This window comes from Streptomyces sp. GDS52 (assembly GCF_052246875.1).
Taxonomy (GTDB): domain Bacteria; phylum Actinomycetota; class Actinomycetes; order Streptomycetales; family Streptomycetaceae; genus Streptomyces; species Streptomyces cathayae.
In genome coordinates, this window is sequence record NZ_CM125966.1 from 4761792 (window position 1) to 4786480 (window position 24689).

The 24689-nt window shown below is 70.7% G+C and carries 26 protein-coding genes and 2 pseudogenes; 6 read left to right on the forward strand and 22 right to left on the reverse strand.

All coding sequences use genetic code 11. The annotated features are described in order from the left end of the window. Positions 1–53 precede the first annotated feature (53 nt). The 5 genes from ACTWJ9_RS21720 to ACTWJ9_RS21740 all read right to left on the reverse strand — a co-directional run bounded on the left by ACTWJ9_RS21720 (position 54) and on the right by ACTWJ9_RS21740 (position 4345). Positions 54–1307, reverse strand: a complete 1254-nt coding sequence (locus ACTWJ9_RS21720; protein WP_443294645.1) for a hypothetical protein — start codon at positions 1305–1307, stop codon at positions 54–56. Positions 1308–1328: 21 nt separating this feature from the next. Next, complete coding sequence (gene eccD / locus ACTWJ9_RS21725; RefSeq protein WP_443295911.1) at positions 1329–2714, reverse strand: type VII secretion integral membrane protein EccD; 1386 nt, start codon at positions 2712–2714, stop codon at positions 1329–1331. A gap of 16 nt (positions 2715–2730) precedes the next feature. Next, positions 2731–3000 carry a hypothetical protein gene (locus tag ACTWJ9_RS21730; RefSeq protein ID WP_361449515.1) on the reverse strand — a complete coding sequence of 90 codons (270 nt, stop codon included), beginning with the start codon at positions 2998–3000 and terminating at the stop codon, positions 2731–2733. 308 nt (positions 3001–3308) lie between these two features. Then, positions 3309–3518: a DUF397 domain-containing protein gene (locus ACTWJ9_RS21735; protein WP_443294646.1), complete on the reverse strand. Its 210-nt coding sequence runs from the start codon at positions 3516–3518 to the stop codon at positions 3309–3311. Next, complete coding sequence (locus tag ACTWJ9_RS21740; protein WP_443294647.1) at positions 3497–4345, reverse strand: helix-turn-helix domain-containing protein; 849 nt, start codon at positions 4343–4345, stop codon at positions 3497–3499. The genes ACTWJ9_RS21735 and ACTWJ9_RS21740 overlap by 22 nt, the downstream gene beginning before the upstream one ends. A 202-nt stretch (positions 4346–4547) precedes the next feature. Here ACTWJ9_RS21740 and ACTWJ9_RS21745 point away from each other — a divergent pair, with 202 nt between their 5' ends. Then, a complete protein-coding gene (locus ACTWJ9_RS21745; protein ID WP_443294648.1) occupies positions 4548–4874 on the forward strand; it encodes a hypothetical protein in 327 nt (108 codons plus the stop codon). 298 nt (positions 4875–5172) lie between these two features. Here ACTWJ9_RS21745 and ACTWJ9_RS21750 read toward each other — a convergent pair whose 3' ends face one another. The 10 genes from ACTWJ9_RS21750 to ACTWJ9_RS21795 form a co-directional block, all read right to left on the reverse strand. Next, positions 5173–6015: an immunity 49 family protein gene (locus ACTWJ9_RS21750; RefSeq protein ID WP_443294649.1), complete on the reverse strand. Its 843-nt coding sequence runs from the start codon at positions 6013–6015 to the stop codon at positions 5173–5175. A gap of 38 nt (positions 6016–6053) precedes the next feature. Next, the gene (locus tag ACTWJ9_RS21755; protein ID WP_443294650.1) at positions 6054–8654 is read right to left on the reverse strand and encodes a hypothetical protein; all 2601 of its coding nucleotides are present in this window, start codon (positions 8652–8654) and stop codon (positions 6054–6056) included. Further along, positions 8651–9040, reverse strand: a complete 390-nt coding sequence (locus ACTWJ9_RS21760; RefSeq protein ID WP_279335920.1) for a DUF6507 family protein — start codon at positions 9038–9040, stop codon at positions 8651–8653. Before ACTWJ9_RS21760 ends, ACTWJ9_RS21755 begins: the two co-directional genes overlap by 4 nt. Before the next feature lie 58 nt (positions 9041–9098). Further along, on the reverse strand, positions 9099–9410 hold the full coding sequence (locus ACTWJ9_RS21765) for a pore-forming ESAT-6 family protein (protein ID WP_279335922.1): 312 nt from the start codon (positions 9408–9410) through the stop codon (positions 9099–9101). Positions 9411–9455: 45 nt separating this feature from the next. Beyond that, positions 9456–9788 carry a hypothetical protein gene (locus ACTWJ9_RS21770; protein WP_109382377.1) on the reverse strand — a complete coding sequence of 111 codons (333 nt, stop codon included), beginning with the start codon at positions 9786–9788 and terminating at the stop codon, positions 9456–9458. Between the two features lie 319 nt (positions 9789–10107). Next, a complete protein-coding gene (gene rbsD / locus ACTWJ9_RS21775; RefSeq protein ID WP_387038091.1) occupies positions 10108–10497 on the reverse strand; it encodes a D-ribose pyranase in 390 nt (129 codons plus the stop codon). After that, positions 10494–11399, reverse strand: a complete 906-nt coding sequence (locus ACTWJ9_RS21780) for a ribokinase (RefSeq protein ID WP_443294651.1) — start codon at positions 11397–11399, stop codon at positions 10494–10496. The genes rbsD and ACTWJ9_RS21780 overlap by 4 nt, the downstream gene beginning before the upstream one ends. 116 nt (positions 11400–11515) lie before the next feature. After that, entirely contained in the window at positions 11516–13477 is a 1962-nt protein-coding gene (locus ACTWJ9_RS21785; RefSeq protein ID WP_443294652.1) for an ABC transporter permease/substrate-binding protein, read from the reverse strand. Continuing rightward, positions 13467–15083, reverse strand: a complete 1617-nt coding sequence (locus tag ACTWJ9_RS21790; RefSeq protein ID WP_443294653.1) for a sugar ABC transporter ATP-binding protein — start codon at positions 15081–15083, stop codon at positions 13467–13469. Before ACTWJ9_RS21790 ends, ACTWJ9_RS21785 begins: the two co-directional genes overlap by 11 nt. Continuing rightward, entirely contained in the window at positions 15080–16183 is a 1104-nt protein-coding gene (locus tag ACTWJ9_RS21795; RefSeq protein WP_388702461.1) for a LacI family DNA-binding transcriptional regulator, read from the reverse strand. The genes ACTWJ9_RS21790 and ACTWJ9_RS21795 overlap by 4 nt, the downstream gene beginning before the upstream one ends. Positions 16184–16356: 173 nt before the next feature. Between ACTWJ9_RS21795 and ACTWJ9_RS21800 the strand changes: the two genes are divergently transcribed. Next, positions 16357–16560: a hypothetical protein gene (locus ACTWJ9_RS21800; RefSeq protein ID WP_387039593.1), complete on the forward strand. Its 204-nt coding sequence runs from the start codon at positions 16357–16359 to the stop codon at positions 16558–16560. A 149-nt stretch (positions 16561–16709) separates the two neighbouring features. Then, on the forward strand, positions 16710–17450 hold the full coding sequence (locus tag ACTWJ9_RS21805) for a class I SAM-dependent methyltransferase (protein ID WP_387039591.1): 741 nt from the start codon (positions 16710–16712) through the stop codon (positions 17448–17450). 44 nt (positions 17451–17494) lie between these two features. Here ACTWJ9_RS21805 and ACTWJ9_RS21810 read toward each other — a convergent pair whose 3' ends face one another. The 3 genes and pseudogenes from ACTWJ9_RS21810 to ACTWJ9_RS21820 form a co-directional block, all read right to left on the reverse strand. Beyond that, on the reverse strand, positions 17495–17710 hold the full coding sequence (locus ACTWJ9_RS21810; RefSeq protein WP_387039589.1) for a hypothetical protein: 216 nt from the start codon (positions 17708–17710) through the stop codon (positions 17495–17497). An 81-nt stretch (positions 17711–17791) separates the two neighbouring features. Continuing rightward, a pseudogene (locus ACTWJ9_RS21815) lies at positions 17792–19012 on the reverse strand (RNA-guided endonuclease InsQ/TnpB family protein). Positions 19013–19283: 271 nt separating this feature from the next. Then, the gene (locus tag ACTWJ9_RS21820; RefSeq protein WP_443294654.1) at positions 19284–19607 is read right to left on the reverse strand and encodes a hypothetical protein; all 324 of its coding nucleotides are present in this window, start codon (positions 19605–19607) and stop codon (positions 19284–19286) included. A gap of 74 nt (positions 19608–19681) precedes the next feature. Here ACTWJ9_RS21820 and ACTWJ9_RS21825 point away from each other — a divergent pair. Next, positions 19682–19918, forward strand: a pseudogene (locus ACTWJ9_RS21825) (Scr1 family TA system antitoxin-like transcriptional regulator); the annotation flags it as partial. Positions 19919–20044: 126 nt separating this feature from the next. Here ACTWJ9_RS21825 and ACTWJ9_RS21830 read toward each other — a convergent pair. After that, entirely contained in the window at positions 20045–20344 is a 300-nt protein-coding gene (locus ACTWJ9_RS21830) for a hypothetical protein (protein WP_443295940.1), read from the reverse strand. Positions 20345–21110: 766 nt separating this feature from the next. Between ACTWJ9_RS21830 and ACTWJ9_RS21835 the strand changes: the two genes are divergently transcribed. Beyond that, the gene (locus ACTWJ9_RS21835) at positions 21111–21443 is read left to right on the forward strand and encodes a transposase (protein ID WP_443294655.1); all 333 of its coding nucleotides are present in this window, start codon (positions 21111–21113) and stop codon (positions 21441–21443) included. On the opposite strand, the gene ACTWJ9_RS21840 is transcribed toward ACTWJ9_RS21835, so the two are convergent. Next, positions 21334–22212 (reverse strand): aldo/keto reductase family oxidoreductase, encoded by an 879-nt coding sequence (locus ACTWJ9_RS21840; RefSeq protein ID WP_443294656.1) that lies wholly within the window; start codon positions 22210–22212, stop codon positions 21334–21336. The genes ACTWJ9_RS21835 and ACTWJ9_RS21840 overlap by 110 nt on opposite strands. 130 nt (positions 22213–22342) lie before the next feature. On the opposite strand from ACTWJ9_RS21840, the gene ACTWJ9_RS21845 reads away from it, so the two are divergent. Then, positions 22343–22777: a winged helix-turn-helix transcriptional regulator gene (locus ACTWJ9_RS21845; RefSeq protein WP_279335932.1), complete on the forward strand. Its 435-nt coding sequence runs from the start codon at positions 22343–22345 to the stop codon at positions 22775–22777. A gap of 109 nt (positions 22778–22886) precedes the next feature. Here ACTWJ9_RS21845 and ACTWJ9_RS21850 read toward each other — a convergent pair whose 3' ends face one another. Together ACTWJ9_RS21850 and ACTWJ9_RS21855 are read right to left on the reverse strand one after the other, a co-directional pair. Next, entirely contained in the window at positions 22887–23216 is a 330-nt protein-coding gene (locus tag ACTWJ9_RS21850; protein ID WP_279335933.1) for a hypothetical protein, read from the reverse strand. Positions 23217–23432: 216 nt separating this feature from the next. Continuing rightward, positions 23433–24470: a questin oxidase family protein gene (locus ACTWJ9_RS21855; RefSeq protein WP_279335934.1), complete on the reverse strand. Its 1038-nt coding sequence runs from the start codon at positions 24468–24470 to the stop codon at positions 23433–23435. Positions 24471–24689: the final 219 nt, after the last annotated feature.

Here is a 24689-nt window from a genome sequence, read left to right on the forward strand (position 1 = left end):
AGAGACGGAAGAGGGGTAGGGCGGACACGAGTTGGAGCGCACCGACCGGGCGCTCATCGCACCCTCACCGCGCGCCCCATCACCTCGGCGGCCAGCCGCAGCACGGCCTGCTGCGTGGTATGCGCCAGGAGGTCGGTGCGGATGGGACCCCCACCGGCCAGATGCCGGTCGTACGGCACGGAGACGACGGTGACCCCGGCCTCCTTGAGGTGCCCCGCGGCCGTCTTGTCGTCGAGGAGCATGTCGGGGGTGCCCGACACCAGCGCCACGACCGTCGTGGCCAGGGCGGAGTGCGGCAACCGGGCCAGCCAGTCCAGCACCTGACGGGTGGCGTTCACCCCCTCCGCGGTGGCCGGCGAGACCACCACCCGGGCGTGCGCGGTGTCCATGGCGGTGCGGGCCACCTCGCCGGGGAGCGTCTCGCAGTCGACCACGGTCACGGCGAAGTAGCGGCGCAGCGCCAGCGTCACCTTGCGGTACGCCGTCATGTCGAGCGGCGGACCGACCTGGCCCCGGCTCGCGGGAAGCAGCCAGCCGCCGTCCGACACCGGCACCAAGTAGCCGGTCACGTCCGTCAGTTGCATGGACGGATGGAGGATCGACGCGAGATCGGCGCACGTCCAGCGCACCGCCTCCGCACCCATGCGTACCGGCAGGGTGCCCAGCGCGGCATCCGCCTCCAGGGTCAGCACCGGGTCGTGCCGGTAGTGGTTGAGGGTGCGCCCGAGCAACGCCGAGACGGTGGACTTTCCGACACCGCCGCGGATGGAAGTGACGGCCACCACCCGGCCCGTGGTGACGGGCTGCTGCAACTCCCGGGCGATCCGGGTCTGTTCGGCGACGTCCTGGGCCACGGACGAGGTGAGCTTGCGCAGCGCCCTCCCCGTGCGCCGGGTCACGGAGTCGCCGTGCAGGGGGCGGCCCAGGGCGAGGAGGAGACGGGGGTCGAGGGTGGGGGAGGACTCGGGAGCGGGGGCAGCCGGGAGGTGGGGGGCACGGGTGGGGACGGGGGCGGCGGGCGCCGCGGGCCGCTCCGGGACCGGCTCGTCGGCGGCCCGGACGGCCGGTACGGGGGAGGGGGACACCGGGCCGTCCGGAGCGGCGGGCATATCACCTTCCGCGCCCGCCCCCGCTTCCGCGCCCGCCCCCGCTTCCGCACCGGTGTGCGTCCCCGCATCCGAGGAGCCGCTTCCCCCGCCGCCCAACTCCCGCAGCACGTCCCGCTGCCAGTCACCGCCACCACCGCCGTCGCCGCCGTCACCGTCGTGCGCCGACGGCTGCTCCCGCCCCTGCTCCCCGCTCGTCATGCCACCGCGCCCCTCAAGCCCTCAAGCGAAGGTGTCGAGCAGTCGCCCGTACACACCGAACACGCCGACGAGCAGCGGAAGCAGCGCGATGACCCCCACCGACTCGAGCAGGTCACCGGCCCGCCGCAGCCGGACCCGTACGTGCTCGGCCGGCTGCACGGCGAGCACGAGGAGCGGCAGGACCGCCAGCACCACGAGGACGGCCAGCGGTGCCGCAGCCGAGGACCGCTCCGCCCACACCGCCAGCAACCGCACGGCGACGCCCGCCGCGGCGACCAGCAGCACGACCACCTCGGCGACCAGCGGAAACGCCCGGGCCCGCAGCGCCAGCACCACCGCGACGACCGCGGCCAGCGGCACCGTCCACCCGGAGGGATCCCGCAGCGCCAGTACGGCGGCCACGGCGGCCGACCCCGCCAGAGTGACCGTGGCGAGGACCAGCCCGCGGTGGGCGGCGGCCAGGGCGACGGACACCTGGTGACGGCTGACGGAGACCCTGCCGGCCCGGCGGTCGTCGAGCCCGGAGAGCCCGGACGCCATCAGCGCGAGCCGCGGCAGCACGCCGAGCACCACCACCGAGACCACGCCGACAACGGCCCCGACACGGGCCTGCTGCTCCGCCGTCCCGGCGCCGGACTGCACGGCGACGACGACCTCCCAGCCGACGACGGTCAGAGCCACGGCCCCGGCACCCACGAGCCCGCCCCGCCCCAACGGCGTGAACAACCCCAGCAGGACGAGGACCAGCACACTCACGGCGGCCACCCCGGCGAGCCGCAGAGCACCCGCCGACGACCCACAGACTACATCGACCAGGCTCCACACACCCAGCACACCGAGCGCGCCACCGGAACACAGGAGGGTCGCGGCGAGCCCGTGCCTGCGCACCCGCCCCAGAACCGCACCCGCGACCGCCGCCGCACCGGCGGCGGCGAGCAGCGCGGCGGCGACGACCGAGCCGTCGTACCGCGCACGCGCGAACAGCGCGGCGACGACCACCCAGCCCACGCTCGCGACCCCCGCCGTGACCCGCCGCGCGGCCGGCCCCCACACCCATGCCCGGTGGCCGAGATCCTCCGCCACCTCGTCGGTGACGTCGTGCACGACGGGGGCGGGCGGGGCGTCCTCCGCGCGGACGAGACGCAGGACGGCACCGTCGCGGATGCCCGCCGTCTCCAGCGTGCTGTCGTGGTCGAGCGCGGAGCCGTCCACCGTGACGAGGTGACGCGAGGAGGGCCGCCCCGCCACACGGTCGTCCAGCAACCGCATGATCTCGGGCAGCAGCAACCCGACCGGCTCCCGCGCCGGAAGCACCAGGTCGACGCGGCGCCGCTCACCGACGAGCGTGACCCGGCTCAACACCGTCGGCCCACCGGCCGTTTCCCTGCTCAAGGCCCCCGGAGACATCACGCTCGCGAACCTATCACCGGCCTGTAGGACTATTAGAGGGCGTGGAAACGCCTGGGGAGTACGGACTGTTGCCCTGCCCCATCAGCCGATGCGACACGAACGACCACCCCACACACCCCGCGCACAGCACGGCCGCGATCACCATTCCGGCGATCACCTTCCCCACCCGCTCGTCCACGGCCCGCCGTTGCCGCTGCGCCCCGAACAACAGGGCGTCCCGCAACCGCCGCCGCCGCACGGAGACGGATTCGAGAAGCTGGCTGTCGTAGTCCTGGGCGGACATGCTGCTCATTCACCTCGTGTCGGGTCAGGTGGGAAATGCGCCGAGCCGGCTGCGCTTGAGCAGATTCACGGGCAGGTGCTCCGACTCGACCTCGATCCTCCCGGAGCCACTCCCCGAGACGCATCGCGGCCGCGGCCCGACGGTCGGGAATCTGCTCAGGGCGCCTGCGAGCGGTCGTCGAGACGCCGGCTTCTGATCGGTCGGCCGTCCTCGTCCCACCGGTATTCCTCTTGGACTGTGAGACCGCCGTAGTCCTTGTTCCGGAACGGGTCCTGGAACATCACCAGGGCTCGTTCCGCGTAACCGCCCTACAGGGAGCCGTCCTTGACGCCGGTGACGAACGGCTGCCAGGCCGCCCCGCCCAGCATCAGGACAGGGCCGGCCGTGTCCTTGCTGTCGCGGACGGGGACGGTGCCAGGGAAGTCGTCGGAGACTTCGACGCAAGCGCCGCCCTGCTGGCCGTCACTGTAGGAGGACTTGCGCCAGCGGGCGGTGCTCAGGTCCCGGGTGACTCGCATGGCTCGTATTTCTCCAACATCGTCTCGATCAGCGCTGCGGACTCCAGCGGCGAGAGGGCACAGGCTTTCTTCAGATCGTACTCTCGCACATGCCGTGTGACAGCCTCCCTGTCGTCGATGCTTTCCCCGTACCCGGCGCCCTCCTGGTACATGGTGATCGAGTTGTCCGGGAGGGTCAGCAGGATGAGGGTGCCGCTCATCAGGGCGCACGCGTCCGCCTCGAACGGGCTTACCTGGATGGTGGTACGACCTGTGTTCACCAGTGGCAACAGCGCCGCGAGTTGTCCGCTCATTACCGTTGGCCCGCCTACGGCCTGTCGTAGCGCCGCTTCCCCGATGATCCACCAAAAATCCGGCGGGCAGTCCCGCCGCAGGATCTCCTGGCGGCCCAGGCGGTCCGCCACCAGGCCGTCGATCTCCCGGGAGTTCAGCCCTGGTTCCCCCGCGGTGAACAGTGCGCGCATGTACGCCTCTGTCTGGAGCAGTCCAGGAATGAGACTCGCGCCGAACTCCTGAATCCGCACCGCCCTCGCCTCCAACTCCAGACAATGATCGAACCGCCGAGGCGTGTACTCCCGCTTCACCGCCCCCCACAATCCCTGGAACAATTCCCCCGTCCCGAAAGCCACATCCAACTTCTCCGAGAGCGGCGGCAGCGGAAGCCGTTCCCCCGTCTCCACCCCGTGCAGATGCGTCTTGCTGTAGTTGACGATGTCCGACATCCGGTCCAGCGACAGCCCGATGAGCCGGCGCTGACGGCGCAGCTCGACGCCGTACAGGTCGCGGGCGGAGTGGACGGGTTCGAGGTCCCGGGAGGGCTGGGTCATGGCGGTCGGTGCTCCCTTGCCGTGTGTCGTGTCGGCATTCCGTCCCGTGTTCCCGAGGGAACGGGCATCCACCGACGGTAGTCGCTACCGGTGACATTTTGAGCGCAAAAAGTGAGGGTGCCCAGGTGGCAACCGTTCCGGAGCCCGGTTCGGAACACCGTCACCCTGGCCGGCCACCCTTGTCCGCCGCGACGCTGAGAGCGTGAACAGTGAGAAGCGGCAGGAGGCCGCACCCTTGCCCTCCCGCGGACGTAAGACGACCGACACGACGCCCCGCCCAGGCCGCCCCGAACGGGAGGCGAGTCGGCTCCCGGTCGGTGAACTCGCCCTTGACGTACGGCAGGAGAAGCGCGGGATCGTCATGGACCACCAGGACGGGTTCGTATGGCTGCGCCCGGAGAGCGGCGGCACGGAGTGGACGGCACTGCCCGGCGACGTGCAGCCGTTGAACGTCCGTGAACGGGCCGAGGAACCGATGTGGACGCGGGTGGCCAGGGCCAACGCCCGCAGCAGAGGGGAGGTTCTCTGAGGTGGGAGACGCGGAACAGGCGTGCGAGGACCTGCGCGAGGCGCTCCGGGCGGCGGGGGTGACGTTGCCGTCCCTCGGGCTCGATGTCGCTTCGTACGCCGGGTCCACTCCGCTCGCGCTGATCGACCTGGGGCGCTGCAACGTGGCCACGGCCCGTGCACTCACCTCCGCGCTCCGGCCCGACCGGGGGCGGCACGGTGAGGCTCGGCGAGAATCACGGGCAGGCGTGTTGGCGCGTCACTGCCGCGAACCATCAAGTGGTACATCGCGATTAAAGCGGTCATTCCGACCACCTGTCTCAGGTCGGGAATTCGCCCAGCCAGCTGCGCTTGAGCAGGTGCTCGGGCAGGTACTCCGATTCGACCTCGATGGGCCGCCCGGCGTCATGGGCGAGACAGGTGAGGGCCAGAATCGCAAGGGGAATGTCACCCTCGCCGGATTCCTCGCGGTCGGGGTCGGCGTTCCAGTATTCCTTGTGCAGTTGGAGTGCCTGGATCAGGGCTCCGTTGAACTGGTCGGGGTCCTGGCCGATGAAGCGATAGAAGAGGTTGATCGGCGGATACAGGACCTTGAGCGTCGTCTCGCGGTCGAGGAACCGCAGCCGGTCCGGGTCGGTTCCGTCGAACGCGGCGACGAGTTTGTCCCCGAGTCCGGGCCGCTCCAGCCAGTACGTCTGGAGTGCATCCACCCAGTGATAGATGTACTCCTCGAACACGGCACCGGAGGCCCGCAGTGTCTCGATCGGCACCTGGCACAGCTGTGTCATCCGCGCCTGGTCCCGGCAGACGACCGCTAGCCAGAAGGCTTCCAGCCAGGTACCGGCGTCCACGAAGTGCGTGATCCCCACGGCGGGGATCGTCCGCATCTTATGGCCGATCATGCACTCGACGGTGGAGCCCTCCGGAGCGGTCGCCGAGGCGAACAGCGCGGACCCGACCTGCATGGCCATGACCCATGCTTCCCACGTCTCTAGCTTGGCGGCAGTGGGATCATCGAGGGTCTGCAGCTTAGCTGTACTCAGTGCGCTGCTGAAGGTCAACCCGAAACTATCCGGGTAATTTTCGAGGTTCTCGACCTTCGCAAGCGTGCGAGTGTTCAATTTTTCGCGGAATGCGTCCGGAATCGGGTTGCTGCCCTCCATTTCGGGACGTGAAATATTCGCTACCACGTGCAATTTCCTCATTTCTTTATGTTGAACTGTAGCATTTCATATCCGGCGTACTTGGCGCCGTCGGGCTTGGCTTTTACGAGGACGTAGTCCACTTGTTCTTTTTCGAGTGCCTTATTTAGGTCGTCGGCTAGCTTGCGTTCCGCCTCTGCTGATTTTAGTAGATCCGCATCTCCGGATTTCACCCCCTTTCTTTCGTTTCTGTTAGCCCTCTTTTCCATTTCCTTCAAGATTGTTTCAAAGTACTCCTTCGTCCCCTGCGTCACCAGTCGATTGCTGTGCCCCTTGCGTACTCCGAGAGGGGCCGTCGTCGACCCTTTCGCCTCGACGACGACGTACCGGCCGTCCGTCGTCCGGTACACCTGGTCGAACCGATTGTTGCCGAACGCTCCGTCGTCCAGACGCGCCGCACCCTTGTAGTGCTCCGGTATCGCGTGGCGCTCGGCCGCGTACTCACCGAGCAGTTCGGCCTGCCGGTTCGCGTCGCCGTGGAGCGGTGAGTGTGTCTCGTCGGCGAGATCCCTCGCGGCGGCCAGTTCGTCCGTGGGGTTGGCGGCGTAGGCCTTCTCCGCGTCCTTGAGGACGTCCTCCGCCGCCTTGTCGGCCTTGACCGCCGTGTCCCGTTTGGCGGCCTGTTCGTCCAGGTAGTCCCGGGTCGTGCCGGGGAGATCCGCCGGCTTGCCCTCGATGGGATCCGGACGCACATAGCTTTCCTTGATCGCCGGAGGCATGTCACTGGCCGCGATCCATTTGGGCGGCGCGAACGGGTTGAGCGTGATCTGGGGTACGGCCTGGCCGTATCCGCCCTCTGCGGTCGTGTCGCGCCGGTATCCGTTCTCCCGGTAGTGATCCTTGAACCATTGGGGGTCGTTGTTGGCCCGTTCGACCTGCCGGCGCATGACCTCGCGTTCGAGGTCCAGCGGATCGCGGCTGCTGGACGGCGACCCGCCCGAGCCGTCCCCGCCCGCGCGCCCGCCCCCGGTCCCAGCATGCTGGGCGGGAATCGCGCCACCGTCGGTCCCACCGTCGCCCGCGTGCCCGTCCCCGCCCGCCGCGTGCCCGCCTGTGTCGCGTGCGGGCACCGTGTCCGTGCCGCGCGCCCCGGCGTGCTCGCCGACGTGTGCGGTCGCCGCCGTGTTCCCGCCGGCCCGCCCCGTCGCGTCGCCGCCGACGTGGGCCGCCGTGCCCCCGGCGGAGTGCGCGCCCGCCCGGTCGCCCGCCCCGACCAGCGCGCCCTCCTCGTGCGGCAGGCTCCGCTCCAGCAGCTCCCGGTCCGCCGCCGACAGTTCCACCTTCGCCGGGGCCGCCGTCCCGTCCGCGCGGACGACCGAGCCGTCGTCCAGGTTCAGGCGGGTGCCGTCGGGCCACTCCACGACGTTGTCGCGGATGACCGGCGTGTCGTCGGCGACCCGGACCACGCTGCCGTCGGGCTGGACGCGCCCCGCGCCGGCGAGGACATTGTCGTAGGCGCCCGCGTGCACGCCTCGCAGGCCGGCGAACAGGTCGGTGACCTTGACCGTGCCGAACGTCGCGGCCTTGCCCAGGTACGTCATGGGATCGACCAGCCGGGCCGTCCTGCCGAGCGCGCCGACCGTGCGGGCCACCGCGCCGCTCTTCGCGGCTGCTCCGGCGCCTCCGGTGAACACAGTGGTCAGGACGTTGAAGGTGACCGCGCCGCCCGCCCGTGCGGGGTTCTCGCCCCACTGGTCCCAGGCGACCAGCGCCTTGCCCGTCTCCTTGACCGCGTTGCGGGAGTCGCGCAGGTAGGAGGGCAGTTTGTCCTCGGGCATCGCCCAGTAGGCGGCGCCGACGACGGGCACCGCGGTGATGAGCACGCCGGTCGCGAGCTTGCCGAGCCCTTTCCATGCCTCGCCCGCCGCGTCCCAGCCGTCGAAGCCGACGAGGGTGCCCAGGCCCTGGATCGTGCCCCACACCCCGTCGACGACGAATCCCTTGCCGAACTCCCACACCTGGTGGCCCAGCCAGTCGAGCCCGTGCCGCTCCTTCTCCACGATGTTGCCCCAGGGCAGTTCCTCGGACTGGTTCAGCAGCTCGGCGGTGAAGCCGTAGGTGCGGGTGCCGCGCTCCACCAGGCGCTTGTCCGCGCCGTCCTCGAGGATCAGCTTCGAGCCGCCCACCAGCGCGGTGATCGTGTCGTGGCAGGTGATCTCCGCCAGCCAGAAGGCCTCCGTGGTGGCGTTGACGTCGTACACCAGGTCGTTGTTGAGCTGGACGTTGTCGTCGTCCTCGCGCCAGTCGTCGTCTCCCGCTATCTGCTGCCGGAAGGTTTCCGCACGCCGCTTGAGGCTCTTCAGCCTGGCCACCAGCGGCTGGATCTCCGTCTCGTACGCGCTGAGGGCCGCCGCGACCTTCTCCAGATCGTCGGCGAACTCGTCCGCCTTGGCCGCCACCGGCGCGGTCGTGGCGAACAACTGCTCCGCCTCCGGTGCCGTGTAGCACGCCGACAGCCCCTGGAAGCGGGTGTGCACGTCGGATCCCGACTGGCGGAAGGCGAGGGCCTCCCCCGTCAGCAGCATGTGATCCGTGCCCAGTTGCTCCAGGTCGCCGGTGAACTGCGGGATCTTCTGCGGGTCGATCAGGTCCGTGCTCACGTGCCCCCCTGCGCCCCGCCCGCCCCCGGCAGGTCGATCTTCGGCTCCTTCAGCGCGTTCGCCTGGGCCTGCGCGGCCATCTTCAGATCGCCCTTGACGTACTCGTTGGTCGCGGTGGCCGCCCCGTTGAGGGAGTTCGACGTGCGCACCGCGACGTACATCAGCTTCTCCTGGTAGGCGGTGAAGAACTCGCCCAGCGCCGCCGCGACCGGCCCCTGGACCCCGCTCTTCTCCACGCCGCCCTGCTGGACCGTGCCGGCGGACTTCGCCGCACTCGGCAGCGTCTCCTGCAGGGCCTTCCCGGTGTCCGAGAGGCCCTCGGCCGCCTCCGCCGTCTTCGTGAGAACGCGCTGTACGCCGGACGGCGAGATGTCCCACCCCGTCATGTGGATTCCCCGTAACTCCCGTGCGCCGTCATTCCAGCCGTGCGCCGACGCGACCGCGTCAGCCGATGTTGTCGACCGCCGCCCGCGCCTTCGCCATCGTCGCCTGGGCCGTCCCGTCGTTGTCCTCGAGGGTGGTGCGCACCAGTTGGATGATGCTGCGTACCTCGTTGGCCGCGCGGTTCCAGCGCACTTCCTTGCCGTGGTACTCCTCGGAGACCCCGTCGGCCTGGAAGTCGGCCATGGCGGCCTTCACGGCCTTGTCGCGGTCGGCCAGTACGCGCTCCAACTGGCCGACGATGCCCTGCAGGCCGCCCTGCACCTCGCTCGACGCGCCGGTGTCGTAGGAGCGGCGGTCCAGATTCTGGCCCATCGTCAAAACCCCCTGTGGTTGTCGGTCTCTGCCCCGGCTGCGGGTCTAGCGCGCACCGAAGCGGGCCGCGTCGAAGTTCGCCGCCCCCATGTTCTTCTGGGCGTTGTCCTGCTGTTCCACGTCACCGGTGCCGAACGCGGTGTCCATACCGCCCTGGCCTTCGAGGATCGCGCCGAGCGACTGGTTCAGCGCGGCGGTGATCTCGTCCGCCCGTGTCTTGAACGAGTCGAAGGCGACCTTTCCGGATCCGTTGAACTTGCCCTCCAGCGGCTCGGCCGCCTGGATGAGCATGCGGATCAGCGTGCCCAGGTCGGTGCTCGAACCGACCGTGTTCTTGCCCAGATCCGACAGGGTCGTGGACCCCATGTCGAACTTCACGTGTGTCACCCCCGTGCGTCACGTACACATCACAAACCTGTTCGAACATGCTGTCGCACAACCCGTCGCGGATGCAACGCCGTTGAGCATGATGTGACGTGATCCGGACATGTCGGGGACGACGGCCCACGGCTCGCCGGGAAATTTTTTCCGCGAAGGCGTACAACCCTCCCCGCACCCCGCGGGTCGTACGTGCTGTCAGGACTTCTGTGGGGGGACCCGGGGGGGATCCGAGAGGTTCTGACGGGGGAGGGAACAGGGGGAGGGAGCCGAGGGGGCCCGGTCGACGGACCGGGCCCCCTCGAAGCGTGCGGGACGTTCAGAAGAAGACCCCGCACCGCAGCAGCACGTTCGCGTACGGTCGGGCCTCGCCGGTGCGGACGACGAGGCGGGCGCCGGCGGTCAGTTCCTTGAGGTGCTCGTGGGGGACCAGGTCGAGGGCGGGGAAGTGGCCCGCCAGCAGCTCCGCGGCGGCCGGGTTGGCCTGCCGGATCTCGGTGGCGGCCGTCGCGCCCTCGATGACCAGCTCGGCCAGCAGTCCCTCCAGCACCTCCGCGAAGGACGGCACCCCGGCCCGGAAGGCCAGGTCCACCACGCGCGGCCCGTCCGGGATCGGCATGCCCGCGTCGCACACCAGCACCCGGTCCGTGTGGCCCAGTTCGGCCAGCGCGCCGCACAGGTGCCGGTTCAGGATCCCGCCCCTCCTCACAGCGCCGCGACCTCCTCGGCCGTCGGGAAGGACACCTGCGCGCCCTCCCGGGTGACCGTCACCGCGCCCACCCGGGCCGCGTACGCCGCCGCGTCGGCCAGGGACTCGCCCAGGCCCAGCCGCCAGGCCAGCGCGGCGGTGAAGGAGTCGCCCGCACCCGTGGTGTCCACGGCCCGCACCTTCACCGGGGGGATGCGGGAAACCCCGCCGGACGAGGCCACCAGCGAGCCCTCGCCGCCCAGCGTCACCACCACCGAGCGGGGGCCCTTCGCGAGCAGCAGCCGCGCCCAGTCCTCGGGCTCCTCGCCGGGACGTGCTCCCTCGCCGAGGATCACCTTCGCCTCGTGCTCGTTGACGATCAGCGGGTCGCAGACCGCCAGCACCTCGTCCGGCAGGGGCTGCGGCGGCGACGGGTTCAGCACGAACCTGCTGTCCGGCGCCAGCGAACGCGCCACCTCCACCACCGTCTCCAGCGGGATCTCCAGCTGGGTGGAGACCACCCTGGCGGCGCGGAGGAGGTCCCCGGCGGCCCGTACGTCACCGGGGGTGAGCCGGCCGTTGGCGCCCGGGGAGACGACGATGCTGTTGTCCCCGGACGGGTCCACCGTGATCAGCGCGACGCCGGTCGGCGCCCCGCCCACCAGCACGCCCGCCGTGTCCACCCCGGCCTCCCGCTGCGAGTCCAGCAGCAGCCGTCCGTGCGCGTCGTCGCCGACCCGGGCCAGCAGGGCCGTCCGGGCGCCGAGCCGGGCGGCGGCGACCGCCTGGTTGGCGCCCTTGCCGCCCGGGTGGACGACCAGGTCGGAGCCGAGCACCGTCTCCCCGGCGTCCGGCCGGCGCTCGACGCCGATCACCAGGTCGGCGTTGGCCGACCCCACGACCAGCAGGTCGTAGTCGTACATGGAATGGCTCCCCACATGGTCGTCGTACGGTCGTCACACGGTTGTCTGCGGCACGGTCGTCCGGGGGCGGCCGGTCGTGACGACCGACCGCCCCCGGTCCTGATCGCTCGTCGGTGTCAGCCGCTGAACTCGGCCACGTTCTCCTTCGTGACCACCTTCACCGGAACCATCACCGTCTCGTCGATCTTCTTGCCCTCGGCGGCGCGCAGCGCGTTGTCCACCGCGATCCTGCCCAGTTCGCGCGGCTGCTGCGCGACGGACGCGTACAGCGTGCCCTGCTCGACCGCCTTGAGGCCGTCCGGCGTGCCGTCGAAGCCGACGACCTGGACGGACTTTCCGGCCTTGGAGCCGAGTGCCTTGATCGCGCCGAGCGCCATCTCGTCGTTCTCGGCGAACACGCCGTCGATGTCGGGGTGGGCCTGGAGCAGGTTCGTCATCACGTCGAGGCCCTTGGTGCGGTCGAAGTCCGCGGGCTGCTTGGCGACGACCTTGATGCCCGGGTACTCCTTCAGCCCCTCGGCGAAGCCGGAGCCGCGCTCGCGGCTGGCGGAGGTGCCCGCCTGGCCCTGGAGGATCACGATGGTGCCCTCGCCGCCCAGCTTCTCGGCGAGCGCCTCGGCGCCCTGCCGGCCGCCGGCCACGTTGTCGGAGGCGACCAGCGCGGACGTCTCGGCCTTGTTGACGCCGCGGTCCACGGCGATGACGGGGATGTCCGACTTGTTGGCGGAGCGCACCGCGGGTCCCGCAGCGTCCGAGTCCACCGGGTTGACGATGATCGCGTCGAGGCCGCCGCTGGTGAAGTTCTGCAGCTGGTTGGCCTGCTGCGAGGCGTCGTTCTGCGCGTCGGTGACGGTCAGGTCCAGGCCCTGCTTCCTCGCCTCCGCCTGCGCGCCCTCACGGATCTGCACGAAGAACGGGTTGTTGAGGGTCGACACGGACAGGCCGACCTTCTGCGCCTTCGCCTCCGAGGAGCCGTTGTGCAGGAAGGACAGCGCGCCGACGATCGCCGCCGCGACCACCGCGGCGAGCAGATAGGTCGCCGCCTGCTTCTTCCGGTCGCCTCCGCCCCCGCCCGGCGCACCGGACGCGGTCGGGGTCGCCCCCGCCTTGCGGCGCAGCGTGTCCAGGAGCACGGCCAGCGCGATGACCACGCCGATCACGACCTGCTGCCAGAACGCCGACACCGACAGGAGGTTGAGGCCGTTGCGCAGCACCGCCAGGATCAGCGCGCCGATCAGGGTTCCGGACGCCTTGCCGGTGCCGCCCGCGAGGGAGGCGCCGCCGATGACGACGGCGGCGATCGCGTCGAGTTCGTAGCCCTGCGCGGCCTGCGCCTGCGCGGAGGACAGCCGGGCGGCGAGCACGATGCCCGCGGCGGCGGCGAACAGGCCGGACAGCGCGTAGATGACGAGCTTCTGCCGCTTCACCCGCAGCCCGGACAGCCGGGCCGCCTCCTCGTTGCCGCCGATGGCGTACATGGAGCGGCCGATGTACGTGCGGCCGAGGACGAACGCCGTGATCAGGCCCATGACGATCATCACGAGCACCGGCACCGGCAGCCAGCCGCCGAGGGTGTCACCGAGGTGCGAGACGGAGTCGGGGAACGGGATCGGGGAGCCCTGGGAGATCACCAGGGACAGACCACGGGCCACCGACAGCATGGCGAGCGTCGCGATGAACGACGGCAGCCTGCCGTACGACACGAGGATGCCGTTGACCAGACCGCACGCGATGCCGGTGGCGATCGCCAGGAGCACCGCCAGCACCACGGGAACGCCCGCGGAGGTGGCGCTCCAGGCGAGGACGGTGGCCGACAGTGCGGCGACCGAACCGACCGACAGGTCGATGCCCGCGGAGACGATCACGAAGGTGACGCCGAAGGCGAGGATCGCGACGACCGCCGCCTGGACGCCGATGTTGAGCAGGTTGTCGGCCGTCAGGAAGTCGCCGGACAGCGCCGACATGGCGATGACGAGGACGATGAGCGCGGTGAGCGCCCCGTTGTCGAGCAGGAGGCGGCGCAGGCCGCCCGAGGCGGAGCCCCTGCCCCCCGTGCTCTTGAGTGTGTCAGTGGCCACGGGGGCCCTCCTTGCCGTTCTGGTCGGTGGTGCCATCGTTCTTGGTGCCGGTGCCGGTGCCGGTGCCGGTGCCGGTGCCGGTGCCGGTGTCCGCGCCGGGGTCCGCGCCGGGGTCCGTGCCGGCGCCGACCGCGAGGGCCATCACGGCGTCCTGCGTGGCGCCCTCGGCCGGCAGTTCGCCCGCGATGCGGCCCTGGGCCATCACCAGCACCCGGTCGCTCATGCCGAGCACCTCGGGCAGGTCGCTGGAGATCATCAGGACGGCGGCGCCGGCCGCGGTGAGTTCGTTGATCAGCTGGTAGATCTCGACCTTGGCGCCGACGTCGATCCCGCGCGTCGGCTCGTCGAGGATCAGCACCCTGGTGTCGGCGAGCAGCCACTTGCCGATGACGACCTTCTGTTGGTTGCCGCCGGAGAGGGTGCGCACGTGCTGGCCGAGGCCCGCCATCCGCACCCCGAGCTGCTCGGCGATCCGGGCCGCCGCGGTGTGCTGGCCCTTGAGGTCGACGAGGCCCGCGCGGGTGGCCGAACGCAGCGTCACCAGACCCAGGTTCTCCTCGACCGAGGCGTCCAGGACGAGACCCTGGCCCTTGCGGTCCTCGGGGACGAGCCCCACCCCGGCCGTCATCGCCGCGTTGACGTCGTGCGCGCGCAGCGTACTGCCCGAGACCGTCACGGTCCCGCTGTCGTACGGGTCGGCGCCGAACACCGCGCGGACCACCTCGGTCCGCCCGGCGCCCACGAGACCCGCGATGCCGACGACCTCACCGGCGTGCACCTCGAAGCTCACGTCGTGGAAGACGCCGTCGCGGGTGAGGCCCTCGACCCGGAGCAGGGTGTCCCCGGCGTCGGGCCGACGGCGCGGGTACTGCTGCTCGATGGACCGGCCCACCATGAGGCGGACCAGTTCGTCCTCGGGCGTGGCGGCCGGGACCTGGCCGACGCTGCGGCCGTCCCGCAGGACGGTGACCCGGTCGCCCAGGGCGGCGATCTCCTCCAGGTGGTGCGTGATGAACACGATGCCCACGCCGTCCTCGCGCAGCCTGCGCACGATGGAGAAGAGCCGGTCGACCTCCTCGGAGGTCAGCACCGCGGTCGGCTCGTCCATGATCAGCACGCGCGTGTCCAGGCTCAGCGCCTTCGCGATCTCGACCATCTGCAGCCGTGCGATGCCGAGTTCGCGGACCCGCGCGGTGGGCGACACGCGGACGCCGACCCGCTCCAGGAGGACGGCGGCGTCGGCCTCCATCCGCTTGCGGTCGATCATCCCGAAGCGGCGCGGCTGCCGCCCCAGGAAGATGTTCTCGGCGACCGTCAGATCGGGTACGAGGTTGAACTCCTGGTAGATGGTGGCGATCCCGAGGCGCTCGGAGTCCTGCGCACCGTGGATGCGCACCTCCTCGCCGCCGACCAGGATGCGGCCCTCGTCGGGGGTGTAGGCGCCGGACAGCATCTTGATGAGGGTGCTCTTGCCCGCGCCGTTCTCACCGAGCAGCACGTGCACCTCGCCGCGGCGCAGGTCGAAGTCGACGCTGTCGAGGGCGACCACGCCCGGGAAGGTCTTGCGGATGCCCTCGATGCGCAGCAACTCGTCCGGGTTGCTCACGACGTACTCCTTTGTACGGGGGACTGGTGTACGGGGGACTGGATGGGTGCCGGAGGTTCGGACAGCGGCGGTTCGGACGCCGAGGGCCGGGGGGCCGGGGGGCGTGGGGCCGGTTCGCCGCACGAGCGGCGTACGACGAGCCGGGCGGGGAGGGTGACGGACTCACCGGGCCGCCCCTCGATCCGGTCGACCAGCGCGCGCACGGCGGCCCGCCCGAGGTCGCCCGTGGGCTGGGCGATCGCGGTGACCGGAGGATCGGTGTGCACGAACCAGGGGATGTCGTCGAACGCGGCGAGCCCGACGTCCTCGGGAACCCGCAGCCCGCGCGCCCGGACGGCGTCCAGCGCGCCGAGCGCCATCAGGTTGTCGGCCGCGAACACGACCTCGGGCGGCTCGGGCAGGGCGAGGAACCCCTCGGTGACCCGGCGGCCGCTGTCGGCCTGGAAGTCGCCCTGGCCGATGTAGGCGGCGGGCAGGGGGAGCCCGTACGCGCCGAGCGCCTCGCGGAAGGCGTCGACGCGCTCGCGTCCGGTCGTGGTGGCGGCCGGCCCCGCGATGATCGCGAGCCGCCGGTGCCCGAGCCCGTACAGGTGCGCCACGAGGTCCCGCACGGCCGTCCGCCCGTCCGACCGCACCACGGGCACGTCCACGCCCGGGATCCAACGGTCGACGAACACCATGGGCGTCCCCGCACGGGCGGCCTCCAGCATCCGCGGCGAGCCGCCGTCGGTGGGGGAGACCAGCAGGCCGTCGATCCGGCGGTCCAGCAGGGTCGTGACGTGGTGGTCCTGGAGGTCGGGCCGCTCGTCGGCGTTGCCGATGATCACGCTGTAGCCCAGCGCGCGGGCCTCCTCCTCGACGGAGCGGGCCAGCTCGGTGAAGTACGGGTTCATGACGTCGCTGATCACCAGGCCGAGGGTGCGCGTCTGGTGGGTGCGCAGCGACCGGGCGACGGCGTTAGGTCGGTAGCCCAGCGACCGGACGGCGGCCAGCACGCGGGTACGGGCGTGTGCGCTGACCGACGGGTGATCGTTCAGGACACGCGACACCGTGGCGACCGAAACGCCCGCCTCGGCGGCGACGTCCTTGATGCTCGCCATCGCCTCCACCTCCTTGTGGAATCGATTACACGCACTGTGTACCGAGGATTGGAATCGATTACATGGGGGGAGGCAAGGGGGCGAAGGCGGCCGAAACCAAATCGTGACCGGAGCGTGGAGTGCCGCGTGCAGCCGACGCGTGCATAGGGAACTGATCACCGACTGCCACCGTCATGGTGTTCATGGTGTTCATGGCGCAGGGCGGGAGCACGATGGGCGAGGAGCCGGCGGGAGCGGAGCTGCTGCTGACGCTCCTCCTCATGGCAGCGGTCCCCACCCTCGTCGGAGGGGCGCTGCTCCTGTCCCTCTTCGGGCTGACGATGTGGGCGACGGCACCACTACGGCGACGCAGACGGGCCCGTGCCGAAGAGGTCTAGGTTTTCTGTGGGTCAGCGGGTGGCAGCGCCCGTCGGCGGGCAGGCGCACCCGCTGCGCGCCTGCCGACGGCACGACCGGACCGAGGCGAGGGCCGGCCGGTGCCCTCATCGTGTTGACCGCCCCCGGCAGGCAGTGCTGGAGTCGGCACGTGGACAGCATCCCCGCCAACCGGCGGCTCTGGAACCAGATCAGCAGCGCCTACCAGCACGAGCACGACCCGCGAATCGGCGCCACACCCCGGCTGTGGGGCATGTACTCCATCCCCGACGCGCACCTGCACGCCCTGGGCGACGTCGCCGGCAAGCGCGTCCTCGAACTCGGCTGCGGCGCCGGCCAGTGGTCCAGGGCACTCGCCGCCGAGGGCGCCACCGTGGTCGGGATCGACCTGTCCGAAGCCCAACTCGCCGCAGCGGCCCGCGCGATGGGAACGACCCGCTACCCGCTGGTGCAAGGCGCCGCTGAACAACTCCCCTTCGCCGCCGATAGCTTCGACCTGGTGTTCTGCGACTTCGGTGGGCTCAGCTGGGCGCCCCCGCACCTGGCCGTCCCGCAGGCCGCACGCGTCTTGGACCGAGGCGGGCGCCTGGTGTTCAACGTCGCCAGCCCATGGTTCGAAGCTTGCTACGACGAAGCCGCCAGCCGCGTGACCACGACGCTGCAGCAGGACTACTTCGGGCTGAACACCATCGCCGAAGACGACGGCGCGACCAGCTATCAGCTCACCTACGGCGACTGGGTCAAGGTCCTGCGCGGCGCGGGTCTCATCATCGACGACCTCATCGAGCCGCGGCCCGCACTCGGAGCACCCAACGGCTACAACGAAACCGATCCACCCGACTGGGCACACCGCTGGCCGGCGGAACTGCTCTGGGTAACCCACAAACCGTAAGTTCCACTGCGCCGAGACGTGAAGTCATCCCCTCGCCGGGCAGGCTAGCCGTGCCGGGTGAAGACGTCGCGGACGCCGGACAGGTCCGCTTCCTTCTCCTTCTCGTCCTCGTACTGACCGTTCTCGTCCCGGATCGCCACGACGGTCTCCGGGGTGAGGTCCTGACCGAAGCGGTAGACGGCCAGGCAGTAGTCGAAGCCGGACTCGCCGAAGAGGTCCGCGTCCTCGCTGCGGCAGTACTCCGCCAGGCCGTCGGACACGTGCCAGCGCGTGCCGTCGCACCAGAAGACACCGCCTGCGTATTGAATCCTCCCCTCCCTGAGGGGGAGGGGATTCCTGGCTCAGGCGGCCTCCCGGAGCAGCGCTCCGGGAGGTCTTGTGCCGTCGGCACCAGCCGGGTGGAGACCAGCCCGGACGAGCATGACGCGTGCGGAGTTCTTGTCTCTGGGGGACACGCTTCCGCAGGCGGTGCAGGTGTAGGTGCGCTCACCCAGCGGCAGTGCGTGCTTGGCTCTCGCAGCGCAGTGCGCGCAGTCCATCGTGGTGTGCGCGGGATGGACGAGACGGATGTCCCGCCCGTGTTTGCGGCCCATCTCGATCAGGGCCGTCTTGCTGGCGCCGATGGCGGCGTCGGCCGCCTTGCGGGCCATGGTGGTCCTGGCCAGGAACTTCGGGCGGAAGTTTTCGACCGCGATGACGTCGTGGTCGCGGACCACTTTCTTGGCCCACTTGCGTCCGGTGTCCGCCCGCTGCCGGGCGATCTTCTTGTGGGTCTTCGCCCGCAGTTTCCGCGCCGTGCGGTAGCCCCTCGATGCGGGCTCGCCCCTCTTCGGCCTGCGGCGGGCCATCATCCGGTCGTACCGGGCCAGCTTGGTTCGGGCCTTCCTGCCGTGCTCGGCGTGCGGCAGGTCGTGCGCGTCGGACGTGGTGGTCGCGGTCTCCTTCACGTCCCAGTCGATGCCCAGGACACGGCTGGTCTTCGGCAGGGGCTGGAGTTGGGCGGGGACGACGAACGAGCAGTACCAGTGTCCGAGGCTGTCCCGGTACAGGCGTACCGAGGACGGTTCGGCCGGCAGTTCCCGCGACCAGACCACCGTCACGGCGAGGCCGCCCGCCAGGTGCAGCCGGCCGTCCTTCAGCCGGAACCCGCGCCGGGTGTAGTTGAGGGTCGCCAGTGCCTCGCGTCTGGTCTTCCACTGCGGCATCCCGGCCCGGCGCGCTGTGGGCAGGCGTTCCCTGATGTCCTTGTGCGCCTTGGCGCGGGAGCGGCCGAAGTCGCGGATGACCTGCTGCTGGGGCACCGAGGAGCCCGCCCGCAGCCACGGCGTACGGGCGCGGGCCTCGGTCAGCATCCTGTCGAGCCGAGCCGGGCCGCACGCGGCCTTCTGCCCGGTGGCTCTGTTGTGCAGGTGCACGGCCCGGGACTTGGCGACGCATTCGTTTCACACCCAGCGGCACCGGTCCCACTCCGCCGCCAGGACGGCGCGGGCAGCGGACGACACGCGCAACCGGTAGGTGTACCGGGCAAGCCCGGCCCCCGCATCCGCCCCCACCTGCGCCACCTCGCCCCCCCCGCACGGCCCCGCCCGGAACACTCCGCCGTCCCGGGCCCTTTGAAGGACCATACGTACGACAGCCGCACAGACGCCCCCCGATCCCACAGTCACCACCCCCACCGGCGACCACGGGCACACGCGTTCGCATCACCCCGGCGACAGCGGTACGGGCGCTCCGCGTCCTGGACACCCGGATGCGATTCCTTCCTGGCGTCAACGCCGGGGCCCCTCACAGGAAACAGGTGAATCGTCCGGCCCGTCGCGGAGTTCGTGAGGTTCAGCGACTCGTAGTTCTCGGGACGGTCGCGGACCAGGGCGACGAGCGAATCGGGGACGCCCTCGCAGAGGGACTCCTGAGGGCGAAATCGCCCTCGGCGTACAGGTTCAGCTCCGACTCGTGGTCGAACGTCAGCAGCAGCACGCGGCCGTCCTCCGCGAAGTACCAGACCGCTGACTGGCCGCCGCCGTCGTTCCAGGCCAGACGGCGTGCACCGGTCACCGTCACCGGTTCGACCCCGGCGAGGTCGTCCACGACGGCCGCGCGGCGCCGTACTTCCGGGAGGGGTGTCGCTACCAGGGCATCCCACATCGCGTCACTCATTCCCACAAGCTATCCACCACCTACGACAAGGCCGCCGCAGCCCACCACGCCGTAGTCCTCACCTGGCCGGCAGGGTGATCCGGAAGAAACGCCCTGGGCGGTTCCGGAGAAGGCCCCCAGCTCGCACCAGTGCGAGGCCTTGCCCCGAACTCACGCGAGAGGAGCTTGAGCCGCGCGTCCGGCACAGGCTGACGCGTCACAGCAGAGCCACTTTCCCCCACGAGGCCGTGTTCCACGAGTCGGCCCTCCGTACCAGGGTCGGCGACCGCGCCGCCATGAGAACTCAACTCGCATATCTTCTGGAGGCTTCCGAAAAGACCTCCACCCGAGCCACCCTCACCTTCCCCACCACTGTCTTCGCCTCCTTCCTCGACGCCCTGAAGGAGTCGGCGAAGGCGCTGGGACGTGTACGCGGGGCCGTTGTGCCGATGCGGGGCTCAGGAGGGCGTCGGCAGCGCCTGCGGACGCGCTTCGTAGCCGGCGAGGTGGAGCCTCAGGCGGGTGAGGTCCTCGGCCTCGACGAACACCTGCTGCCCCCAGTACGCGGTGAGAGACAGAAGCAGAGGACGTTTTGACTTCAGTTCGGATGCGGCAACGGCGGCCTGTCCTGGCGTGAGGTCGAGCCCATGATTCGCCAGGCGCTGGGCACCATCTCCGGAGTCGAGGTCCGGGTGTGGGAGCCGGCCGACGCACCGAACGCCACCTCCATGACGAACGCCACCGAAGCGCCCCTTCATGAACCGCGAGCATGAGGCTTTCCTTATCGGTGGTGCTGCTCGGTGGGACGGTCGGCTGTTCGTGCGGGCGGTTTTCCTCGTCCGTCTGCGGGGTGCGGTCTCGATGTGTGCGAGGCCGGGATGCCCGTCCGCGCCCCGGGGAGGACACACCCTCCCGAAGTCGTGAGCACTTCGGCCACTCCTGTCCCGATGCCGCTCGTTTGAGCGCTTGAGTGACACATTCCCGCCGACTGCTCACGGTTTCCGGCACGGCACCCGTCTCCGGCCCCTCGGAGCCGGGGCCACGGAGAATCCCTGCACCGACCGAGGGGACACCATCTGGAGCTCAGGCGATCCTGGAACCCGACAAGGGCTGTGTGGATGAAGCCGAGCGGTTTCTCGACCGTGTCCGCGGACGGAACGGGCGCAAGCGGCGCCCGTGCGCACAGGCTCATGTGCGCACGGGCGTGGCAGCGCCTGTCCGAGACGGACCTCCTGTCCTCCACGAACCCGGCCCACCCCTGTGAGGGAGCGGGACCTGATCCACGCCACCCGCGCCACCCGTGCCGGCCATGCATCCGGCCGGGGGGCGATTTTCCGTGAGGGCCATGACGAGGGCGCCGTGGCCGAGGCCGGGCTCTTGCCGCCGGTCGGCACCCGGGTGGGCACGGCCACCCCCTTCCACTCCGCGGCGCCGAGTGGTGTGCCCGGCCGGGTATCGCCCATGACCGCGACGGCGTAGGGCAGAGCGCGGGCCGGCTCGGTGAGGCTCGCCCATGTTTTCGGCATGAGCCTCGTGCAGGGGACGCGGATCGAGCCGTTGCTCCCGGGCCGGACGCCGAGACGGGGTGGTCGGCGGCGTGACCACCGAGAGGTGATCGACGCGATCGCCTTCGAGTTCCGCACCGGGACGCAACGGGTCCACTCGCCGGAGGAGTACGGCGACTCACGGCGCCACCGGCACGCGGCCGGAGCCCGGAGAAGAGGGCCCCGGCCGGCGCACCGGCCGGTCATGCACGGCCGACGCCGTCCAGTTCGGCCACGTCCTCGTCGGAGAGGCAGAGCCCGGCGCCCGCGATGTTCTCGCGCAGGTGGGCGGTGGACGAGGTGCCGGGGATGAGCAGGATGTTCGGCGAGCGTCGCATCAGCCAGGCCAGCGCGACCGACATCGGCGTCGCCTCCAGCCGGCTCGCGACCCGCAGGAGGGCCTCGGACTGGAGCGGCGTGAAGCCGCCCAGTGGGAAGAACGGCACGTAGGCGATGCCGTCGGCGGCGAGGTGGTCGACGAGGTCGTCGTCGTGGCGGTGGGCGAGGTTGTACATGTTCTGCACACACACGATCGGGGCGATGCCGCGCGCCTCGGCGACCTGTTCCGCGGTGACGTTGCTGACGCCGAGGTGTCGGACCAGACCCTCCTGCTGGAGGGCGACCAGTGTTTCGAACGCCTCGGAGATCGAGTCCGGCCGGGGGCCCTGAGCGTCGCCCATGCGCATGTTGACCAGGTCGAGGGCCTCGACACCGAGGGAGCCGAGGTTCTCGTGGACCTGCCTGCGCAGGTCTTCGGGGCGCCGGGCCGTGGGCCAGCCGCCCTGCGCGTCGCGGGTCGCGCCCACCTTGGTGGCGATGAACAGCGACTCCGGGTAGGGGTACAGCGCTTCGCGGATCAGCTCGTTCGTGATGCGCGGTCCGTAGGCGTCACTGGTGTCGATGTGGGTGATCCCGAGGCCGACCGCCTCGCGCAGGACGGCCAGGGCGCCGTCGTGGTCGGCGGGCGGCCCCATGACCCACGGGCCGGCGAGCTGCATCGCGCCGTAGCCGAACCGGGTGACGGTCGAGTCACCCAGCCTCCAGGTTCCGCCGGGAAGAGGAGGTGTGAAGGCGGTCTCCATCGCAGTGCCTTTCGCTCTGTGCCGGGGGTGGTGTCTCCGTCCCCCTTGCACCAGCATTGGAGACCTGCTTCCCCTCGGGAAGTAGGCACTCGGAAGTGCGTAACCACCCCAGAGGTTGGCAGTGAGATCGGTGACAACGACGAAGGCCGAGAAAAGGGCGCAGGCCAAGGCGGAGTACAACGCGTTCCTGGCGGTGTGCCCAAGCCGTCAGCTCCTCGACCGGATCTCGGACAAGTGGGTCGTCCTGATCCTGTGCGCACTGGGCGGTGACGCGTCCGAACGATCCGGCGCGTCGCACGCCCCGGAAGCGATGCGCTACTCCGAAATCGCCCGGCTGCTGGCGGGCGCCAGCCAGAAGATGCTGACCCAGACCCTACGGGCCCTCGAACGCGACGGCCTGCTCACCCGCACCGTGACACCCACGGTCCCCGTCACCGTCACCTACGAGCTGACCGACCTCGGCCTCTCGCTCCACCACCTGACCCGCGGGCTCAGGCAGTGGGCGCAGACTCACATGGACCAGGTCCTCACCAGCCGTGAGAAGCACGACGCGGGAGCTTCCTAGCGAGGACGGTGTTCTCCGTCTTGGCCGAGGGCCGGTCTGTGTCCGACCGTGAGGGACGCGCGGCGGGCGGATCGAGCCGCTGCTTCCGGACCGGTTGTCGGCGCGGGGCTCAGGAGGGCGTCGGCAGTGTCCGCGGACGCGCTTCGTGGCCGGCGAGGTGGAGTCTCAGGCGGGTGAGGTCCTCGGCCTCGACGAACACCTGCTGTCCCCAGTACGCGGTGAGGCGCTGGGCGACGTCGACCAGCCGACGGCGGTCCTCGGGCGTGTGCGCCGGGAAACGCGCATAACCGTGGTCGGCGATCTCGTTGCCCAGCTCGCTGAAGAGCACGGCCCGGAAGCGCTGCTCCTCCTCGTCGGTCAGCGGTGCGACGGCGGCCTCGGCCTCGGTGGGCCGCAACCGGACGTTGTAGAGGTCTCGCATCGCGTACGGCTCCGCCATCTGCTCGAGTTCGTCCGCGAGAGCCTACCGACCCCGGCCTCCCGGGCAGGGCCCGGGAGGTCCGACCCCACCCGTACCGTGGAACCGCGTCCCACCGGTCCGCAGCGACCGCCCGGTGAGCGGGGTGGGCCGGGTGCCGGAGTGCACGATGACTGAGGAGTTCGCCGTGCGCGAGTCGGAGAAACCTGCCTGGGGCCGAAGCCGAAAGGCGTGGCGTCAGTGCTCGTCGATCAGCTCGGTCGCGCGGATCACTGCGGTGAGGGCGTCGGGGTGGCCTGTGCGCCGGTGAACGTCAAGGCAGGTGTCGGCGAGCTTGATGACGTGTTCGTCCTGGTGGCGGACGGCAAGGGCGAAGGTCTCTTCCGCTGACCGGTGGGCGGTGGGGAGGGCGTGCCGAGGTGCGGGTGCGGTGGGGGTGTAGGCCGCGGCCACGGCCGCGCCGGCCGCCCAGGCCGCGTGCAGGCTCATGACCCACTGGGTGCTGGGGAGTGCGGGCAAGGTACGCAGGACGGCCATGGGCGCGGTGGCGGCGTGAACCAGCATGACGGGCGAGCCGTGCGCGTTCGGGAGGTAGTGCACGGCGGCAGCCGTCGTCAGATCGGCCAGCAGGTCCCGGGCCTGCCCGGCGTCCGCGGCGGGTCTCAGCGCGGCCAGCGCGATCGGCCAGCCGGTCAGGTCGGTGAGCTGGTCGAGCCGGTGGTTGATGCCCGCGGTCTGGTCGGGAACGCGCGGAACGCCTGCGAGAGCGGACGCCGGGTCGGCGGTTCCGGAAGGGGTGGCGGAGGGCACCCGCTGCCAGCGCGCCGCCCAGTAGCCGAGGGCTTGGCCGAGCTCGGCCAGGCGCGGTCCGTCCTCGTGGTCCAGCAGGGCGTGGACGGCGTGGCCGGTACGGATCACCCCGTGGGTGGCGCCGGCCGCGATGCCGGGCAGAAGCCGTGGCCACCACGTCTCCAGTACCGCGCGCCAGGGCTGTTCGGCCACCTCGCGTTCGAAGAACGCAAGCCAGTCACCGAGACGGCGGGGGTCCCCGAGCGCCGTGCGCCATTCGGCGGCGGTGATGGGCGAGACGCCGCGGGGCCGATCGTCCAGCCGGCTCATGTAGAGGTCCAACCAGCGGTGGACCTGTCGCGCGTGTCCGCGCCGGACCATGGACTCCACCGCCATGGGGCCGTGATTGGTCAGCCAGCCCTCGAATTCCGGTCCGGTCCGATGCAGCCGTTCGTAGGCCTCGTCGAGCGTGCCGTCGATTTTCATGTGATCTGACTCTAGCCACGCGATGGTGCGCCACCATCGGTCCAGGGATCCAGAAGCACCCCTACACCGGACCTAGGACCTTCGGACGGGCCCCCACATCCGGATCGGCCCGACCGGAAGGGAGCGAGCACGGTGGCTCGGACGCCGGCCGAGCAAGTGCTCGCCCCTTCGTCCACGCGCTCACAGCGGCTTCCCGGCGCTGAAGCCCGGACGGCCCGG

What these genes read in the sequence shown, in the direction of transcription:
- ACTWJ9_RS21720 (WP_443294645.1), bottom strand. Translation starts at nt 1,307, where the DNA reads ATGACGAGCGGGGAGCAGGGGCGGGAGCAGCCGTCGGCGCACGACGGT.
- eccD (WP_443295911.1), bottom strand. Translation starts at nt 2,714, where the DNA reads ATGTCTCCGGGGGCCTTGAGCAGGGAAACGGCCGGTGGGCCGACGGTG.
- ACTWJ9_RS21730 (WP_361449515.1), bottom strand. Translation starts at nt 3,000, where the DNA reads ATGTCCGCCCAGGACTACGACAGCCAGCTTCTCGAATCCGTCTCCGTG.
- ACTWJ9_RS21735 (WP_443294646.1), bottom strand. Translation starts at nt 3,518, where the DNA reads ATGCGAGTCACCCGGGACCTGAGCACCGCCCGCTGGCGCAAGTCCTCC.
- ACTWJ9_RS21740 (WP_443294647.1), bottom strand. Translation starts at nt 4,345, where the DNA reads ATGACCCAGCCCTCCCGGGACCTCGAACCCGTCCACTCCGCCCGCGAC.
- ACTWJ9_RS21750 (WP_443294649.1), bottom strand. Translation starts at nt 6,015, where the DNA reads ATGGAGGGCAGCAACCCGATTCCGGACGCATTCCGCGAAAAATTGAAC.
- ACTWJ9_RS21760 (WP_279335920.1), bottom strand. Translation starts at nt 9,040, where the DNA reads ATGACGGGGTGGGACATCTCGCCGTCCGGCGTACAGCGCGTTCTCACG.
- ACTWJ9_RS21765 (WP_279335922.1), bottom strand. Translation starts at nt 9,410, where the DNA reads ATGGGCCAGAATCTGGACCGCCGCTCCTACGACACCGGCGCGTCGAGC.
- ACTWJ9_RS21780 (WP_443294651.1), bottom strand. Translation starts at nt 11,399, where the DNA reads ATGTACGACTACGACCTGCTGGTCGTGGGGTCGGCCAACGCCGACCTG.
- ACTWJ9_RS21795 (WP_388702461.1), bottom strand. Translation starts at nt 16,183, where the DNA reads ATGGCGAGCATCAAGGACGTCGCCGCCGAGGCGGGCGTTTCGGTCGCC.
- ACTWJ9_RS21800 (WP_387039593.1), top strand. Translation starts at nt 16,357, where the DNA reads ATGGTGTTCATGGTGTTCATGGCGCAGGGCGGGAGCACGATGGGCGAG.
- ACTWJ9_RS21820 (WP_443294654.1), bottom strand. Translation starts at nt 19,607, where the DNA reads ATGAGTGACGCGATGTGGGATGCCCTGGTAGCGACACCCCTCCCGGAA.
- ACTWJ9_RS21830 (WP_443295940.1), bottom strand. Translation starts at nt 20,344, where the DNA reads ATGAAGGGGCGCTTCGGTGGCGTTCGTCATGGAGGTGGCGTTCGGTGC.
- ACTWJ9_RS21835 (WP_443294655.1), top strand. Translation starts at nt 21,111, where the DNA reads ATGAGCCTCGTGCAGGGGACGCGGATCGAGCCGTTGCTCCCGGGCCGG.
- ACTWJ9_RS21840 (WP_443294656.1), bottom strand. Translation starts at nt 22,212, where the DNA reads ATGGAGACCGCCTTCACACCTCCTCTTCCCGGCGGAACCTGGAGGCTG.
- ACTWJ9_RS21850 (WP_279335933.1), bottom strand. Translation starts at nt 23,216, where the DNA reads ATGGCGGAGCCGTACGCGATGCGAGACCTCTACAACGTCCGGTTGCGG.
- ACTWJ9_RS21855 (WP_279335934.1), bottom strand. Translation starts at nt 24,470, where the DNA reads ATGAAAATCGACGGCACGCTCGACGAGGCCTACGAACGGCTGCATCGG.